The organism is Exiguobacterium sp. GL_137, assembly GCF_057834585.1.
Map to the genome: position 1 here is coordinate 2,220,241 of NZ_CM174406.1, position 17,592 is coordinate 2,237,832.

At 45.9% G+C, this 17,592-nt stretch carries 14 protein-coding genes and 1 other annotated feature; of the genes, 8 read left to right on the top strand and 6 right to left on the bottom strand.

Annotation, left to right across the window (positions count from 1 at the left end; all coding sequences use genetic code 11):
• Window positions 1–35: 35 nt before the first annotated feature.
• A complete protein-coding gene (locus AC3IRK_RS11670; RefSeq protein WP_489169989.1) occupies window positions 36–1,595 on the bottom strand; it encodes an amidohydrolase in 1,560 nt (519 codons plus the stop codon).
• 67 nt (window positions 1,596–1,662) lie between these two features.
• Window positions 1,663–3,369 (bottom strand): septation ring formation regulator EzrA, encoded by a 1,707-nt coding sequence (ezrA, locus tag AC3IRK_RS11675; protein WP_426353908.1) that lies wholly within the window; start codon window positions 3,367–3,369, stop codon window positions 1,663–1,665.
• A gap of 219 nt (window positions 3,370–3,588) precedes the next feature.
• Between ezrA and AC3IRK_RS11680 the strand changes: the two genes are divergently transcribed.
• The 3 genes from AC3IRK_RS11680 (at window position 3,589) to AC3IRK_RS11690 (ending at window position 5,542) form a co-directional block, all read left to right on the top strand.
• Window positions 3,589–4,074, top strand: coding sequence for a GAF domain-containing protein (locus tag AC3IRK_RS11680; protein WP_114595241.1), 486 nt, complete (start codon window positions 3,589–3,591; stop codon window positions 4,072–4,074).
• A gap of 225 nt (window positions 4,075–4,299) precedes the next feature.
• The gene (gene rpsD / locus AC3IRK_RS11685) at window positions 4,300–4,899 is read left to right on the top strand and encodes a 30S ribosomal protein S4 (RefSeq protein WP_012371102.1); all 600 of its coding nucleotides are present in this window, start codon (window positions 4,300–4,302) and stop codon (window positions 4,897–4,899) included.
• Window positions 4,900–5,014: 115 nt separating this feature from the next.
• Window positions 5,015–5,542: a biotin transporter BioY gene (locus AC3IRK_RS11690; RefSeq protein WP_131502805.1), complete on the top strand. Its 528-nt coding sequence runs from the start codon at window positions 5,015–5,017 to the stop codon at window positions 5,540–5,542.
• A gap of 49 nt (window positions 5,543–5,591) precedes the next feature.
• Here the strand turns inward: AC3IRK_RS11690 and tyrS are convergent, their stop codons facing one another.
• Entirely contained in the window at window positions 5,592–6,839 is a 1,248-nt protein-coding gene (tyrS, locus tag AC3IRK_RS11695) for a tyrosine--tRNA ligase (protein ID WP_426353911.1), read from the bottom strand.
• 48 nt (window positions 6,840–6,887) lie between these two features.
• Window positions 6,888–7,089: a binding site (T-box leader), on the bottom strand.
• Window positions 7,090–7,239: 150 nt separating this feature from the next.
• On the opposite strand from tyrS, the gene AC3IRK_RS11700 reads away from it, so the two are divergent.
• Entirely contained in the window at window positions 7,240–9,906 is a 2,667-nt protein-coding gene (locus AC3IRK_RS11700; protein WP_131502807.1) for a transglycosylase domain-containing protein, read from the top strand.
• Window positions 9,907–10,036: 130 nt separating this feature from the next.
• Here AC3IRK_RS11700 and acsA read toward each other — a convergent pair whose 3' ends face one another.
• Window positions 10,037–11,740, bottom strand: a complete 1,704-nt coding sequence (acsA, locus tag AC3IRK_RS11705; RefSeq protein WP_489169990.1) for an acetate--CoA ligase — start codon at window positions 11,738–11,740, stop codon at window positions 10,037–10,039.
• A gap of 146 nt (window positions 11,741–11,886) precedes the next feature.
• Between acsA and AC3IRK_RS11710 the strand changes: the two genes are divergently transcribed.
• From AC3IRK_RS11710 to AC3IRK_RS11725, 4 genes are all read left to right on the top strand, one after another.
• Window positions 11,887–12,519: a GNAT family N-acetyltransferase gene (locus AC3IRK_RS11710; RefSeq protein WP_489169991.1), complete on the top strand. Its 633-nt coding sequence runs from the start codon at window positions 11,887–11,889 to the stop codon at window positions 12,517–12,519.
• A gap of 11 nt (window positions 12,520–12,530) precedes the next feature.
• Window positions 12,531–13,163: an acetoin utilization AcuB family protein gene (locus AC3IRK_RS11715; RefSeq protein WP_131502083.1), complete on the top strand. Its 633-nt coding sequence runs from the start codon at window positions 12,531–12,533 to the stop codon at window positions 13,161–13,163.
• Window positions 13,160–14,353, top strand: coding sequence for an acetoin utilization protein AcuC (locus tag AC3IRK_RS11720; RefSeq protein WP_426353917.1), 1,194 nt, complete (start codon window positions 13,160–13,162; stop codon window positions 14,351–14,353). The genes AC3IRK_RS11715 and AC3IRK_RS11720 overlap by 4 nt, the downstream gene beginning before the upstream one ends.
• A 106-nt stretch (window positions 14,354–14,459) precedes the next feature.
• Window positions 14,460–15,224 (top strand): FixH family protein, encoded by a 765-nt coding sequence (locus tag AC3IRK_RS11725; protein WP_489169992.1) that lies wholly within the window; start codon window positions 14,460–14,462, stop codon window positions 15,222–15,224.
• 50 nt (window positions 15,225–15,274) lie between these two features.
• On the opposite strand, the gene ccpA is transcribed toward AC3IRK_RS11725, so the two are convergent.
• Together ccpA and AC3IRK_RS11735 are read right to left on the bottom strand one after the other, a co-directional pair.
• Window positions 15,275–16,285 (bottom strand): catabolite control protein A, encoded by a 1,011-nt coding sequence (gene ccpA / locus AC3IRK_RS11730; protein ID WP_131502086.1) that lies wholly within the window; start codon window positions 16,283–16,285, stop codon window positions 15,275–15,277.
• Window positions 16,286–16,442: 157 nt separating this feature from the next.
• Window positions 16,443–17,528, bottom strand: a complete 1,086-nt coding sequence (locus AC3IRK_RS11735; protein ID WP_131502087.1) for a bifunctional 3-deoxy-7-phosphoheptulonate synthase/chorismate mutase — start codon at window positions 17,526–17,528, stop codon at window positions 16,443–16,445.
• Window positions 17,529–17,592 lie beyond the last annotated feature (64 nt).

Here is a 17,592-nt window from a genome sequence, read left to right on the forward strand (position 1 = left end):
AACAAAAAAACTGCCGATTGGCAGTTTTTTTTATTTTAATTCATGACTGGTGTCGCCTCAAAAACAGTTCTTCCTGCCTGAACAGTCTCCAGCAACCGGTTGGTTAAGACAGCTTCCCCGCTTAACATGTAGAAATCCTGTTCAAAGATGACGAAGTCTGCATCGTATCCCGGAAGCAACATTCCTTTTCGTCCATGTGTATCGGTTGCGATATGTGGATTTTTCGTGAACAACAGCAGGGCTTCATACATTGATAATACTTCGTCCGTCTTATTGATGTTACCTGCTGTCCCCGTCGTCGCAGCATACAAGGCACGCCGGACATCCGGACTTGAAATCGGCGCATCGGATCCACCGCACAGAAGCGCTCCCGTATCCGCAAGAGATTTCAGCCGATAGGCCCAGTCCAAGCGATTCAACCCGAGTCGGTCTTGCGCAAAATCAGCATCATCGAGCAGGAAGACCGGTTGGACATCGATCAAGACCGGCAATTTTCGAATTCGTGCCAACAACTCCGGACGTACGACCGTTGCATGAATGATTCGGTCCCGTGCCCCTTTTGGAGCCGGGTATTTTTCAAGGACGGCTACGAAACGTTCGATCGCCAAGTCCCCGATGACGTGTGCCGCTACCGTAAAGCCGTAACTCCGGGCCCGTTTGACGAGTTGTTCCAACTGTTCCGGAGAATGGACTTCGATGCCGCGTGTCGTCGCATCATCCGAATATCCTCTGCCAAGCAGTGCCGTCCGTCCTCCGAGCGCCCCGTCGACGAACAGTTTCATCGCACCGGTCGACAACGTCGGCGGCAGGACGGGATTCAGTTGAATAAGTTGATCAATGACTAAATGATGAACGAGCAGATGAGCATGGAATCCCGTTTCTTCCGTCACTTCCCGGTATGCTTGCAAGACTTCTTCTAAATCGCCATGATACGCCAAATCTTCCGTATGCGCAGCAACAATACCATGACGGTACAAATCTTTAATGGCTGACCGCAACGAGGATTTATTCCGCTCGACTGAGCCCGATTGCAGGGCATACAATGGTTCGATCGCCGCATCATAAAGAAATCCGTCCGCTTCTCCCGATTCGAGTAACCCGATTTTCCCACCTTCAATGACGGTTGACGCTTTGTATCCCAACTGTTTGAACAAAACATCGTTGACGAGTACGGTATGCCGATCCGTCCGCTTCAACAAGGCCGGTTCTGTCGGAAAGAGCTGATTTAACCATGCTTTCGTCGGTGCCCGGTCAAGCTTCGTTTCATCGTATCCTTCTGCCACATGTAATCCGTTAACGGCTTCTGCCTCGACGAATGCTTTTCCCAATTCCGCTAACGTTGCATAACGCGACGCATCCACACGTCCGATGGCTTCACCGTATCCGATCAAATGAATATGTGCATCGGTGAAAGCCGGATAAACCGCTTTCCCGTTCAAATCAACGATCGACAGAATCCGTCTTCCAAACCGCCGTCGTAACTTGCTTTCTTCACCCATGGCAATGATCCGTTCTCCTTCAATGAACATCGCCGAGTGAATATCTGTTTCGTGCGTCATCGTTCGAATGATTCCGTTTACGTACAGTTTCCCCATCTCAATCGCTCCCTTTTTTTACAAAAACAGGGTGACCTGGACGGCCACCCTGAATTGTCAGTGATGATTATGCATGCATCGTTTCCGGTTGACCACATGCTTTTCGAATACGTTCAATCGAATTAGGATCAAATTGTTGCAGTACTTGTTCTCCTAACGCAATCGTCCGTTCATAGTCTCCTGCAAGGAACTTCGTCTCAGCAATCGTCAACGACATATGTATCTCGTTATCTTGTCGGCGGAATCGATTGGCGTATTGAACGAGCCGTTCTGCATAAGTGACTTCGAATACTACTTTATCTATCCGTTCTTGCAATGTTTTAAACGTTCCGTTGACATCTTCGCTTTGGGAAACGATGTAATGGACGTTAAACGGTAACTCTTCGAGCCGTGTTTCAAGCGTCTGCAGCGAACGACTTGATGCTTGTAAAGCTTCTTCGACGTCTGCAGGGATTTTCGGAAGACCGAGTCGTTTTAAGCGCAAGCGGATGGTCGATAACAATTGTCGCCATTCGGCAACACGTTGACGGACTTCTGTTTCTTCTTTCCGTAACGCCTGCAATTCAACCGCGAATCGTTCGTATTGAAGCATCAATTGTTCTTCCAATCGGACAGCATCCCGCATTTGATCTTCCAGCATACTGAAGGGGATGATCCGGCTTGCAATCGATTCATCCAAATCTTTCGCTGCTCCAAATAACATTTCTTCATCCCGTTGAATCGATTCGTAATGTTCTCCTAAATCTGCCGAAATCTCATAGTTTTCCCGCAACATGCTGAATTCTTGTGCCAATTGATGAACCTTTTCACGCATCCGTAATGCTTTTTGCTTCAATGATTGATTTTCTTTTTTCACATGGTGCCGGGCATCGACTTCACGACGGAACGTATCGTACATTTGGTCGATATCTGAAGCAAGTTGCTGCACCTGCTCTTCAAGTCCGTTAATTTCAAGGAATTCGAGCTTCTTGACGAGACTCAAACGTTGTTCTTCAAATCGTTTGATATCAGATTGCATACCGAGTGGTTCAAGCGGATACCCATCTAATGTCATCTCTTTATAGCCGGCTCCGAGCTGATCAATGCGCTGTCTCAATTCGTGAGCGAGTGTCTTCCACTGCTGTGGAATCACTTCGACGAGTTGACGTGTTTCTTCTACTTTTGTTTCAAGTAACAAACTTGTCTCATAGGCTTTCGTCACTTCACCCGCTTCTTCAAAGGCAACCATCTCAATCCGTAACTGGTCAATCTGTTCCGCCTGTTCTTCCAATTTAGGTAACGCAGGTCCGAATGACGTCGCCTGCAACAATAACGATTTACGAATTTGACTGGAGTTTGTTTCGCCTTGTGCCTTAAGCTCCGCCAAGACCGATTGATTTGTCTTGAACGTCGACATGTCTACCAGCATCCCATCAATTAATCCCTCGAGTTCGGCAATTAATTGTTCTGTTACCTCCAGATCATTTTTAACCGCAACAAACCGGTAACGATCCAGCCCTTCTTCCGCTCGATATAATGTCTCATCGATTTGTGCGACGTGGACTGTCACTAACTCCTCCCATGCCTGATGCCAGGAAGTGAATTTCGTCTCCGTCTCACCCGCCATCGGGAGTTCCTTCAGTTCTTGCAACTCCTTCGGAATCGACGCGCTGATGATTCCTTGTTTCCGAAGATCAAGTTCATCGATTTTCGTATAATATTTTTTCCGACTGATCATGCTAAACAGCATGACGAGTAATACGATGACGATGACACCAATCACCCATGCCCACATTTGCTACGACCTCCACCCTATCAAGCGACTTTATATTTTGAGAAATTCGCTTTAATCTTATCCTTATAATAGTATAGCGCAACCGATTTGCATAGATTTACTCGGGCTTTTACTAATTTCTTCCGAATTTTTAGCCGGGTTTCTTGAAATCAATTGTTTGTCAGTCGTGTGAAAACCCGATAAGATGATTAAAATATGATTTTTCAGGAGGAATTCTATATGTTTGAGACAACGACTTATGATGGTGACCGGACAAAACAATACGAAATGCTGAATAAACAGCTTGATGCGTTACTGACTGGGGAAACGAATCAGATTGCCAACCTTTCAAATGCAAGTGCCTTACTCGGTCAATTTCTCGACCGGACGAACTGGGTCGGGTTCTATTTAATGGACCCGGAACAAAACGAGTTGGTCCTTGGTCCATTCCAGGGACTGCCGGCGTGTGTCCGGATTCCGCTCGGACGGGGAGTTTGCGGAACAGCCGCTCAGGATCAAACAACACAACTCGTCATGGATGTCCATGCGTTCCCGGGACATATCGCCTGTGACGCAGCAACTAATTCGGAAATCGTCGTGCCGTTGATCAAAGACGGAAAAACGATCGGCGTCCTCGACATCGACAGTCCTGAACTCAACCGCTTCGACGAAACGGATCAAGCCGGTCTTGAAGCATTCAGCGAAATTCTTCTTCGCCATATTTGATTGACAGCAGGAATCAGCAGACGTATACTTGTAAAAGTGCAGAAATGATAACGATAGCGGTCAAATCGCTTACGTATCACATTTCATGACTCGGCTTTGCCGGAGGGGCATCGTGTAACTTTGCTATCAAGCGAGGGTGCCACATCATGAAATGGGCGTAACGTGGGTTTGATGGCGTTATTATTTTTATGCAAATAATAACGAACACTAAGGAGGAGTCTTATTATGGCTCGCTATACAGGTCCAGCTTGGAAACTTTCACGTCGTCTCGGTATCTCACTTACTGAAACAGGAAAAGAAATCGCAAAACGTCCGTACGCTCCAGGACAACACGGTAACAGCCGTCGCAAAATGTCTGAGTACGGTCTCCAACTTCAAGCGAAGCAAACGCTTCGTCACATGTACGGAGTAAACGAACGCCAATTCAACCGTATCTTCAACGATGCTGGCAAAATGCCTGGTATCCACGGTGAGAACTTCATGTTCTTACTTGAAGCACGTCTTGACAACGTTGTTTACCGTATGGGTATGGCTCGTACACGCCGTGCTGCTCGTCAGCTCGTCAACCACGGTCACATCCAAGTTGATGGCGCTCGCGTCGACATCCCGTCGTTCCGCGTGAAACCAGGTCAAACGATCTCAGTTCGCGAAAAATCAAAGAACTTTGTCGTTATCAAAGAAGCACTCGAAGTTGCACCAGCAACTAAAGACTTCGTTACTTTCGATGCTGAGAAGCTCGAAGGAACGTTCGTCCGTCTTCCAGAGCGTTCTGAATTGAACGATCAAATCCAAGAACAACTCGTCGTTGAGTACTACTCACGTTAATCAGTTGTTTCAAGCATCCACTCCGGTGGGTGCTTTTTTTGTTTCCCTTTTTCACGTTTTGTGTTAACCTTTATTTTATATTGGTTAACACAAAACATAGAGGACGTGTCATCTTATGAAAACAAAAGATCTTACATTTATCGCTTTAGGTGCTGCCATCATTTCTGCGGTCAGTTTACTGCCGCAACTTCAACTCGTCGGTCCGGTACCAATCACGCTTCAAATGCTCGCCATCATGACGGTCAGTGCCATTCTCGGTGCCAAACGCGGTGGACTGGCTGTCCTGATCTTCTTATTGCTTGCCGCTGCCGGTCTTCCCTTACTTGGTGGAAAAGGAGGACTTGCCCCATTCGTCGGTCCGACCGTCGGTTATCTGATTGCGTTCCCGATTGCCGGTTTCTTCATCGGTCTCGTCGCTGAAAGGACACGCCGTTTCATTCCGCTATTCATCGGGATGCTCGTGTTTGGACTCGGACTCGTTTATCTGCTCGGCACGTTCGGTTTGATGGCCGTCTTGCATCTGTCGTTCCTCGATGCCCTGACAATCAACATTCCGTTTATTCTCGGTGATGTCCTAAAAGCGTTGCTCGCAACAACGATCGCCGTCCGTTTGCTTCCCCTTCGCCTGTTCCGTGTCGCTTAAACAAAAAAAACAACGCTGACGAAATCGCCAGCGTTGTTTTTTATTCGCTTCAAGCGTGCTCGAGCACGAAGTATTTCTTTTTCCCACGACGGATGATCGTGAAATCACCAATCGCATCTTGTTTCGTAATCTCTTTTGTCAATTCCTGTTCTCGGTCCCCATTGATGTAAATCGCACCGTTTGTCACATCTTCGCGTGCTTGACGCTTCGACGGACTGATTTGGGCTTCGACAAGGATGTCGACCAGGTTTGTTGCCTCTCCCAGTGCGAAACGTGGCATTCCTTTGAAGGCATCGGCAATATCTTCTGCTTTCAACGATTTGATTTCACCGCTGAACAATGCTTTTGTAATCCGTTCCGCTTGTTCGAGTGCCTCTGCGCCATGAACGAGAACTGTCATTTCTTCTGCCAACCGGCGTTGTGCAACTCGTTTTTCAGGTGCCGTCTCGACTTCCTGTTGAAGGGCGTTGATTTCGTCAGGTGTCAGGAACGTAAAATATTTTAAGAACTTGATGACATCAAGGTCATCGACGTTGAACCAAAACTGGTAAAACTCGTACGGTGTCGTTTTATCAGCATCGAGCCAAACTGCTCCACCGGCCGTTTTCCCGAATTTTTGACCATCCGATTTCGTAACGAGCGGCACTGTGATTCCGAAAGCCTTTTGGTCATGACCGACGCGGCGAATCAATTCCATTCCTGCCGTGATGTTTCCCCACTGATCACTTCCACCGACCTGCAGGCGACATCCTTCATTTTCGTACAGCTTCAAGAAATCGAACGATTGAAGCAACATGTAGGAGAACTCCGTGAACGAGATTCCGTTTTGCAGACGTGAGTCAACGGAGTCTTTCGCCAACATGTAGCTGATCGGGAAATGTTTCCCGATGTCGCGCAAGAAATCAATGATTGTCAAATCCTTTGTCCAGTCAAGATTGTTTGCAATCGTTACGGGATTTTCGCCATCAAGCGGCAAAAAGCGTGACAATTGTCCTTTAATCCGGTTGGCGAATTCTTCGACGATATCCGATGTATTCAATGAACGTTCTGTCGATCGGCCACTCGGATCACCAATCATTCCCGTTGCCCCTCCGACTAATCCAATCGCCTGGTGTCCCGCTTGTTGGAAACGTTTTAACACAAGAATCGGCAATAAGTGTCCGATGTGGAGTGAATCTGCTGTTGGATCAAATCCAGTGTATAGTGTCGTCGGACTTTCAAGTAATTCTTTAATTCCTTCTTCGTCCGTCATTTGACTGATCAATCCGCGAAACTCTAAATCTTCCAGTAACGTCATCTGTCTTCCCCCTAAAATAGTCTAAAAAAAACCGTCCCCTCGTCTGAACGAAGGGACGGAATATTCCGTGGTACCACCCTAATTGCATGAACATCATGCCACTTAGATTGCCGATAACGGGGCAGACCGCCTGATTTCTCAAGAAGCTCCTGGAAGCGTAATTCATGAAGCGCTATGTCCTAGTTCGCAGCACCACTAGGTCTCTGATACAGGGAGCGGTTCATTACTTTTTTCCAATCACAGCTGATTCTACTATACGTTTGATTAAGATGTTTCCATGATACGTTGAAGCAGAATCCACTGTCAAGCCATTTTCTAATACTTCAGTTATGGTATAATACGTCTATCTGTGATTTAATGTTAATTTACACCCAAGTTTAAGATGTAAAGGAGATCATTTATGCGCGAGAACTGGTTCAAGTTTTGGAATCATCCCCGGACGAAAGCCGTTCGGCACTGGTCGAATATCACATACGACGTATCTTGGAATATCATTTTATTCCTCATCATAGGGGTCTTGTTAGTCGGAAGTTTTTCTGTCGGAGCAGCGGGCGGTTATTTCGCTTCGCTTGTCAAAGATACAAAAGCACCGAAACTGACAGAAATGAAACAACAAGTAAACAGTTATGCCATTACGAGTGAGATTTATTGGGGAAGTGGCGAAAAGCTGACGAACATTGCCACGGACGAAGAACGTCAACCTGTCAATATTAAGGAAATTTCTCCTTATCTGCTCGATGCTGTCCTATCGACAGAAGATGTTGATTTTTACGAGCATGATGGAGTCGTACCAAAAGCTACATTACGTGCCGTCTTACAAGAGGTGACGAACTCGTCTTCCCGGACAGGCGGAAGTACGTTGACACAACAGTTGATCAAAAACCAAATCCTCACGAATGAAGTCTCGTTTGAACGGAAAGCCAAAGAAATCATTTTGGCTCTGCGTCTCGAAAATGCGATGACAAAAGATGAGATCCTGCAAGCTTATCTGAATGTCGTTTCGTTTGGTCGAAATTCACTGGGACGAAATATCGCCGGAATCGAAGCTGCGTCACGTGGTGTGTTTAACAAACCGGCCAAAAAACTGACGTTACCACAAGCTGCTTTCCTCGCAGGTATTCCAAAAAATCCTTACTACTACACACCTTACCTTCAAGGTGGAGTGGTCAAAAAAGATTTGACGCCGAGTACCAACCGGATGAAAACGGTCTTAAAGCGAATGTATGTCGCGAAAAGCATTACAAAAGCACAATATGAGAAAGCTGTAAAATACGATATTACAAAAGATTTTTCTAAAACATCAAAACGTTCACGTGATACGTATCCGTATGTCTATGATTTAGCTGAAAAAGAAGCACTTAAAATCATGACAAGCTATTTCATGAAACAGGACGGGATCAAAGAAGATGAGGTTAAACCTTCTGAACTTGCCGAAGTCAAAGCCAATTATCGGGATCAGGCATTGATTGCGATGCGACAAGGCGGATATAAAATTCATTTGACACTGGATAAAAAGATTCACGAAGCGATGCAAACACCGGCTAAAAATGCGTCGAACTTCCCGAGTGCGCCGCAATACAAACAAGTCGTCAATCCAAAAACGAAAAAGACAGTCACGAAAAAAGATCCGGAAGAAACCGCTGCTGTCATGGTTCAAAATGAAACAGGTCGGATTTTAGGATTTGTTGGTGGACGTTATACGGATGGAACAGCCGATGACTTCAACCGTGCTTTCCAGGCGAAACGTCAAATCGGTTCGACTGCTAAACCAATTCTTGTTTATTCGAACGGAATTGAAAATGGATTAATCACACCGGCATCGACCATTAATGACGAAGAGTATTATTACCAGACCGTTCCGCGTCAACCCGGTGATAATCCAATCAACAATGAAGGCGGACGTTACCGTGGAAACGTCACCGTACGCGAAGCATTGGAACTGTCTCTAAACGTTCCTGCCGTTAAAACGTACGAGAAGATGAATATGTCGAATTCGATTCAAAAATTAGTCGATATGGGAATTGAAATTCCGGATAATATCCGCTATGCCCCATCTGCCGCTTTAGGAACGATGGAAATTACACCAGTTGAACTTGCCGGAGCTTATGCAACGCTTGCCAACTACGGTGAATACGTCAAACCGTATGTCATTTCGAAGATTACGAAAGACGGTAAAAACATCTATAAAGCAAAATCAAAGAAAAAGCGTATCTACCAAGATCGTACCGCTTATTTGACGCTTGATATGATGCGGGGTGTCTTTGATAAAGGAACGGCGCAATATGCCAATTCATTACTCAAGGTACCTGGTGATTGGGCAGGTAAAACCGGGACGACCAATGAAATCAAAGACTCGTACCTGGTCGGTTCAACACCTGGTGTCACCCTTGCCGTCTGGACCGGACATGACCAAAACAACTCATTGATGGGTGCAACCACGTACTATCAACGGACACAAAATCTTTGGGCTCAAATGGCGAATCTGACGTATAACGCAAACAGCAGTTACTTTAAGTCAGGTGCCCGATTCAATCAGCCGGCCTCTGTCAGTGCAGATGACTTCAAAAACACCGGTCGTTTCAAAGAGGAAGACCAAAAGAAAAAAGAAGCGGAAGCAAAGAAAAAAGCAGAAGCAGAAGCAGAAAAGAAAAAACAAGCCGAACAAGATAAAAAGAAAGCGGATGAAGCAAAAGCCAAAGCGGAAGCGGATGCCAAACAGAAAGCGGACGATACAAAAGCCAATGCCGACGCGGATGCTAAACAGAAAGCAGACGAAGCAAAAGCGAAAGCCGATGCGGATGCCAAACGCAAAGCAGACGAAGCAAAAGCGAAAGCCGATGCGGATGCCAAACGCAAAGCAGACGAAGCAAAAGCGAAAGCCGACGCGGATGCCAAACGCAAAGCAGACGAAGCAAAAGCGAAAGCCGACGCGGATGCCAAACGCAAAGCAGATGAAGCAAAAGCGAAAGCCGACGCGGATGCCAAACGCAAAGCAGATGAAGCAAAAGCGAAAGCCGACGCGGATGCCAAACGCAAAGCGGATGAAAAGCAGAAAAACGCTGAGTAATCCAAGTTCCGTCACTAAAGCATCGACTCTAAAAGAGTCGGTGTTTTTTTAGTTTCCGTTCAAAACAAAAAACAAGACCACCTACTTCCGCTTTCTCCGGAAATAAGTGGTCTGTTTTTATAAGATAAACTTAGTCTTCCATCGTCGAAAGATCTCCTGTTTCAAGATTCAATTCCCAAGCCTTTAAGACACGGCGCATGATTTTACCGCTGCGTGTTTTAGGCAGTTTATCGCGGAAGTCGATTTCGCGAGGAGCCGCGTGGGCTGCCAGCCCCTCTTTAACGAATTTTTGGATTTCTTGTTTAAGTTCTTCTGTCGGCTCATATCCATCTCTTAGCGAAATGAAAGCTTTGATGATTTCACCACGAACCGGATCCGGTTTCCCGATGACACCCGCTTCTGCAACAGCCGGATGCTCAACCAAGCGACTTTCTACTTCGAATGGTCCAACACGTTCTCCGGCAGTCATGATCACATCATCGACACGACCTTGGAACCAAAAGTAGCCTTCATCGTCCATATAGGCCGAATCACCTGATACATACCATCCTTTGAAGAAATACGACTCGTATTTTTGTGGATTGTTCCAAATTTGACGCATCATCGAAGGCCATGGTGTTTTTAACGCTAAATTCCCCATCCGGAAAGGAGGCAACTCGTTTCCTTGATCATCTACAATCGCTGCTTGCGTTCCCGGAATCGGTTTCCCCATCGATCCTGGTTTGATATCCATTGATTTGTAGTTACAGATCATCATAGCACCCGTCTCCGTCATCCACCATGTATCGTGAATGCGTTGATCGAAAGCTTCTTTTCCCCACCGGATGACTTCCGGGTTAAGTGGTTCTCCGACCGAAAGGACATGCCGTAAACTGGACAGATCATGTGTATTTGCAATTTCCGCCCCAGCACCCATCAACATCCGGAAAGCTGTTGGTGCACTGTACCACACAGTCACTTTATATTTCTCGATGACACTGTACCAGAAGTCAGGATTAAATCGACCGCCAACGACAACATTCGTCGCACCGTTCAAAAAAGGTGCAAAGATACCGTAGCTTGTTCCTGTGACCCAACCTGGATCAGCTGTACACCAATAAACATCTTCTTCTTGTAAGTCGAGGACCCAACGTCCTGTCATCATATGTTGAATCATTGCGTTCTGAACATGTAAGACCCCTTTCGGTTTACCGGTCGAGCCCGATGTATAATGAAGGATTAAACCATCTTCCCGGTCTAACCAGACCGGTTCAAATGATTCCGATGCTTGATTGAACGCTTGTCGGAAATCCTTGATTTTATCACCTTCCTCTACGTCTTCATCAACTAAGAGAATCTGTTCGAGTGATGTCAGTTCATCAACAGGGACGCGTGGTAATAATGCTTTTGTCGTAATCAACATTTTTGCTTCCGAATCCAACAAGCGATCCCGGACTGCTTGTTCCATGAAAGCTTCAAATAACGGGCCGACGATCGCACCGACTTTCAACGCACCGAGTAAAGCAAAATACAATTCCGGCGAACGTGGCATGAAAATGAAAATCCGATCTCCAGCTTCGATACCCGCATCTTTTAAGACGTTGGCCGCTTTATTTGTCATTCGTTTCATATCAGCATACGTAAACGTTTGTTCCGTTGTCCCGTCAAAATAAATCAGCGCCGTCTTATTGGCACGTTCACCTTCTGCATGACGATCGATTGCTTCGTAGGCCATGTTGACTTTCCCCGTCGTCGACCACGAAAAATATTGTTCCGCTTCTTGCCAATCGTATGAATCTGAACCATCATATTCGGATAACCAATGCTTCCCCGGAAGCGCTTTCAAAACTTTCATGTCTCGTTCCTCCCCTTCGCTGTTCTCTCCTACATTATAAGCTAGTTAGCCTGTAGTTCAATCAATTTGCCGTCAATTTGTTAAAAAATCCCTCTCTTTCTTTCTCTGCTTTCGATTATAATGAACAGGAAGGTGGTGACGCTTACATGTTTGAAAAACAATTCAATCATCGTGCTCATGAAACATCGCTTGGTCCAGTAGAAATCGAAGGACCAGTCACAAGCCAGGTACTTGCTGCTTATACACTTGATCCAGGCCTAACAGCTTTTCGACAACCTGCGGAACAGCATGAAGCACTCGTTGAAATCGCCGCTTTGGAAGAAGGACGTATCATCATCGCCCGACAAGGAAATGACATCATTGGCTATGTAACGTTTCTGTATCCCGATCCTTATGAGACATGGAGCGAGGGGAATAATCCGTATATATTGGAACTCGGTGCCATCGAAGTAGCGGCCCGCTTCCGGGGACAACAAATCGGAAAAAAACTCTTAGAAGTTTCGATGCTTGATCCAGCGATGGAACAATATTTAATTTTAACGACAGAATATTATTGGCACTGGGATTTAAAAGGAAGTGGTTTGTCTGTTTGGGATTACCGTAAAATCATGGAAAAAATGATGAACCACGGTGGGTTGGTCTTTTTCCCGACGGATGATCCAGAAATCGCCTCGCACCCTGCCAACTGTTTGATGGCACGAATCGGTAAACATGTCGCACCTGAAGTCGTCGCGCATTTTGATGCATTACGGCTCCGTCGTCGCTTCATGTACGATTAAGGAGGGCTCGCATGTTAATCGAACAAATCATGAAGACACATTGTATTACGATTCAACCTACAAACTCGATTGCTCACGCCGCCGAGTTGATGCGCCGTCACCAAATTCGGCATTTGCCTGTGATAAATGCCCGACAGGAACTGTTAGGCTTAATTGGTCTGCAGGAGATACAAAGTGCCAGCAGTGTGTTTCACCCGGAAACTTTTTTAAAGGATCAACAAAATGCGGTATCAAGCATCATGCAACGAATACCAATCACGGCTCACCCTCTTGATTTCATCGAAGATGCGGCTGTCTTATTTTATGAACATCGCCTCTCCTGTCTTCCGATTGTTCGGGGACGTCGCTTAGTCGGTTTAATAACAGAAACGGATTTGCTCCGGACCTTCGTCCAATTAACCGGTGCACTAGAACCGAGTTCACAAATCGAAGTCCGTGTCGAAAACACGGCAGGAACACTCGCTAAAATCGCTGGACTCCTGGCGAAAACAAACGTCAATATTTTAAACGTCTTAGTCTATCCGACAGATGATCCATACGTTCGGATCGTTGCTTTTCGTGTCCAAACGATGAACCCGATTCGCGTCATCGAAAAATTACGAAAGGAAGGATTTGATGTGGTTGGTCCTGATATGAGCCGATGAAAGAGTTTGCTTATGTATACAGCAAAGAAGAGGCTGCCTACCGCTTCTCCGACTCCCATCCGTTTAATCCGATTCGACTCGAATTAACCCTGTCCTTATTGGAAGCAACCGGTGCCCTCGAGAATATCGACTGCATCGTCCCCCGTCCGGCAACAGACGAGGAATTATCGTTGATTCACGATCCGGATTACATACAGGCGGTGAAACTCGCAGGACACGGCGAACTTTCTCCGATGAAGGCGCAAATGTACGGATTAGGAACCGAAGACACCCCTCTTTTTGACCAGATGCATGAAAGTGCAGCCTTGCTCGTCGGCGGAACGATTGAAGCATGCGAGCTTGTCCTGTCCGGTCAATACCGGCGGACATTCCATATCGGAGGAGGTCTGCATCACGGCTTTCGCGGACGGGCTTCCGGTTTTTGTATCTACAACGACACTGCCGTCGCGATGGCAGCCATGATTCAAAAATACGATTGCCGGATTTTATATGTCGATACCGATGCCCATCACGGCGATGGTGTTCAATGGGCGTTTTACAACCGGGCGGATGTCATGACGTTGTCACTTCATGAAACCGGACGTTACTTATTTCCCGGAACCGGAATGGTGACGGAGCGTGGAGCAGAAGAAGGTTATGGTTGGAGCTGGAACGTTCCCTTTGACGCCTTTACGGAAGACGCTTCTTTTTTACATGCCTACCGGACTGTCCTGTTTGAAGCATGTGAACTCTTTAAGCCGGATTTGATCATTACTCAAAATGGCGCCGACGCACATGCCCTTGACCCGTTGACCCATCTGTCGTTAACGATGGAGAGCTACGAACAGATTCCTCAAATCGCCGTTGAGGCTGCTGACCGGTACACAGGCGGCCGGATTGTAGCTTTAGGTGGTGGCGGTTACGACTGGTACCGCGTCGTCCCTCGCGCCTGGAGTCAAGTATTTGCTGCTTTAACGAATCAATCTCCCTTCCAGGGGAATCTTCCGGAAGAATGGATTAAGCGATGGCAGAAAGAGAGTCCGAATGTTCCGGTGACATGGGCCGATCCTGTTCCACTGTATCCGATGATTCCTCGTCGTCCGGAAATCGAAGAAAAAAACTGGGAGACCGTTAAACGATTACTGTGGCCGTTCGTCGATGATTCTAAAAAAGAACACTTATCGTTCTCCTCCCCTTATTCAAATGATTAAAAATGTCTTGTTCTTTTCACAATTACTTCGTGGGCATTTCACAAGTTCTTGTTATACTAAATAAGCTTTCATTACTTTATTTAGTAAACGAAAATTGGGGGAATCCGTGTTGAAGAAAAAAACAATAGGCTTCATGGGGATGTTTTTCGCGACAGGACTTTTGCTTGCCGGATGCGCGAATGACAAACAAGCAATGGATCACGATACAATGCAAGGATCCGGAAAAAAAACAGTCGACGTTAAGGTTGATGTACCGGCGAAGACGATGGAAAATCAAAAAGTGGTTTTCCAAGCGACAGCACTTGAAAATAAAAAGGCTGTTAATCTGGAAAACGTAGCTTTCGAAGTTTGGAAAGCGGATGAAAAAGAAGCGGTTCATCAAAAGTTTAAAGCGGCATTGAAAAAGACAGGTACTTATCAAGCTGAAGCCAAGCTTGCTGAAGGCGAATACGAAGGACTTTATCATATCAATGATAAAAACGGACTTCACCATATGGATAAAATCTCATTCGTCGTCATGGACCACTCGCACGAAGGCGCGAAAAAGAACACGACTGAACATACACACAAACACGCTACCATTGAAGGATTATCCGTTCATTATATGGGCGCTAAAACAGTGAAGGCCGGGGCAAAATTCCCCGTCTCCTTTCATGTCTTTCTAAACGGCAAACCACTCAAGGCAGATGTTCAAATTGAAGTCATCGAACCCGGTGTCGAAAAACATACGTATCTGCCGCTCACTAAAAAATCGGATCAATACGTAGGTGAAGTCTCGTTGACACATCCAGGAGAGACCATCGTCCGACTTCATGTCGAGAACGATCAATTACACCATCACCAAGACCAAACGATAGTCGTTAAACGATGAAAAAAAGTCTGTTTCTTTTCCGGTTGGAAAAAGAACAGACTTTTTTTTGATCAAGAACGGGTAGAATCCCGTTGTTCGATTCGGTGTGGTAAGGTCACATCGTTTGTCTCGATTTCTTCTTTGTTGAGGATTTTCGTCAACAAACGCATTGAAACGGCTCCGATATCATACATCGGTTGAACGACCGTCGTCAGTTTTGGACGAATCATCGTTGCAAGACGCGTGTTATCATGACCGATGACTTCGAAGTCTGCCGGAACTTGATGACCAGCGTCTTGAAGAGCATGAATGACACCAAGCGCCATTTCATCTGTCCCTGCAAAAATCGCACGTGGACAAGCATCGCCAAGTTCAAGTAATTGGTTCATCGCTTTCATGCCTGAATCGTACGTGTAGTTTCCAAGGACAACATTTTGCTCATCAAACGGTAAATTGGCTTCTTCCAACGCGCTCCGGTAGCCGGCAAATTTCTTTTCTCCATTAATCTGTTGTTCAAGTGGTCCAGTAATGAATCCAATCCGCTTATGACCATTGTCAATCAGAGATTTTACAGCATCATGTGCAGCACTTTCGTAATCAATATTAACGGCCGGAAGATCATAATCTTGGTTTAAAGTAGCCGCCAATACGATTGGAACAGGTGATGTTTTAAATTCACGGACAAGATCTTCATGAAGACGCCCACCCATGAAGATGATTCCATCGACTTGTTTACCAAGTAACGTATTCAACAAATGAATTTCTTTTTCAGGATTTTGGTCCGAGTTACATAGGATGATATTGTACTTATACATCGTTGCAACGTCTTCAATTCCCCGTGCTAAATCTGCAAAAAAGATATTTGAAATATCCGGTACGATGACGCCGACAGTCGTCGTTTTCTTACTGGCAAGACCTCGTGCGACGGCGTTCGGACGGTAGCCGAGTTGGTCGATGGCATCCTGTACTTTTTTCCGCGTCGACGGTTTGACATTCGGATTTCCATTCACTACACGCGAGACGGTCGCCATGGAGACCGCGGCTTCCCGTGCGACATCATAAATCGTTATATTACTGTTCAAAACAAATTCCTCCTTATTTTAGACAACCTTTTTGTTTTCATTCTTGTTTTCATTTTTAGGCAACACGAAAGGAAGACAGGAAAAGATAACTTTCTTTTCCCATTCTTCCCTCATTGTAAAACGTTTTCATTCGCTAAAGAACAGTCTTTTTAGAAAATCATTGAACGTTTAGTGCCGGAAAAGTAGAAGTCAGATTCTCGATGAACGAATCGAACTCATTAAAATCTAATTGTTGGTTTGCATCCGATAACGCAAGCGCCGGAAACGGATGGACTTCTACCATAACAGCATCTGCTCCGATCGCATACGCTGCTTTTGCAGTCGGAAGAAGTAAATCTTTACGGCCCGTCGAATGGGTTACATCGACCATGACCGGAAGATGTGTTTCTTGTTTGAGAATCGGAACGGCAGAGATATCGAGTGTATTGCGGGTCGCCCGTTCATACGTCCGAATTCCGCGTTCGCATAAGATGACCTGTTCATTCCCGCTTGCCATGATGTATTCCGCAGCGTACATGAACTCTTCAAGTGTAGCAGACAAACCCCGTTTCAACAGAACCGGCTTGTTCGTTCGCCCTACTTCTTTCAACAAGTCGAAGTTTTGCATGTTGCGGGCACCGACTTGAATGATGTCCACGTAAGGCAGAGCTGATTCAACTGCGCTTGGTGTCATGATTTCAGTAATGACATGAAGACCGTGCGCATCAGCTGCTTTTTTCAACATCTTTAATCCGTCTAATCCAAGACCTTGGAAATCATATGGTGATGTCCGCGGTTTGTAAGCACCGCCACGCATGAAGCGTACACCATGCTTTGCCAGTTGTTCTGCCACCTCAAAGACCTGTTCTTCACTTTCGACCGCACACGGTCCTGCAATCAATTGTTGGGAACCGTCACCAATCACATCATCCCCGATGCGAATGATCGTATTCGTCGGTTTTTGTTTTCGGGAGACCAACAACTTCCGTGTCCGATCCTCCCCTTGAAGTTCAAGTGAAGCTTTGAAAATTTCTTTAAATACGTGCTGTAGGCGTCCTGTTTCAAATGGACCATGATTGCTCGCTGCAATCGATTCAAGCATCTGACGTTCACGGACCGGATCATACCGATCGATTCCCTGGGCACGTTTGACTTCACCGATTTCAACCGCTATTTCCCCTCGTTTATTGATTAACGCCAGTAACTCAGCGTTTACTAAATCAAGTTCATCCCGTAAACGTTTCAATTCTGCATGTTGATCCATTCTTCTACCACTCCCTAATCAGCATATAGCTCGTAATAGCAACTAATTATAGCGAACTCTTGTG

Coding starts and splice junctions, on each gene's coding strand:
- AC3IRK_RS11670 (WP_489169989.1), bottom strand. CDS start 1,595: ATGGGGAAACTGTACGTAAACGGAATCATTCGAACGATGACGCACGAA.
- ezrA (WP_426353908.1), bottom strand. CDS start 3,369: ATGTGGGCATGGGTGATTGGTGTCATCGTCATCGTATTACTCGTCATG.
- AC3IRK_RS11680 (WP_114595241.1), top strand. CDS start 3,589: ATGTTTGAGACAACGACTTATGATGGTGACCGGACAAAACAATACGAA.
- rpsD (WP_012371102.1), top strand. CDS start 4,300: ATGGCTCGCTATACAGGTCCAGCTTGGAAACTTTCACGTCGTCTCGGT.
- AC3IRK_RS11690 (WP_131502805.1), top strand. CDS start 5,015: ATGAAAACAAAAGATCTTACATTTATCGCTTTAGGTGCTGCCATCATT.
- tyrS (WP_426353911.1), bottom strand. CDS start 6,839: ATGACGTTACTGGAAGATTTAGAGTTTCGCGGATTGATCAGTCAAATG.
- AC3IRK_RS11700 (WP_131502807.1), top strand. CDS start 7,240: ATGCGCGAGAACTGGTTCAAGTTTTGGAATCATCCCCGGACGAAAGCC.
- acsA (WP_489169990.1), bottom strand. CDS start 11,740: ATGAAAGTTTTGAAAGCGCTTCCGGGGAAGCATTGGTTATCCGAATAT.
- AC3IRK_RS11710 (WP_489169991.1), top strand. CDS start 11,887: ATGTTTGAAAAACAATTCAATCATCGTGCTCATGAAACATCGCTTGGT.
- AC3IRK_RS11715 (WP_131502083.1), top strand. CDS start 12,531: ATGTTAATCGAACAAATCATGAAGACACATTGTATTACGATTCAACCT.
- AC3IRK_RS11720 (WP_426353917.1), top strand. CDS start 13,160: ATGAAAGAGTTTGCTTATGTATACAGCAAAGAAGAGGCTGCCTACCGC.
- AC3IRK_RS11735 (WP_131502087.1), bottom strand. CDS start 17,528: ATGGATCAACATGCAGAATTGAAACGTTTACGGGATGAACTTGATTTA.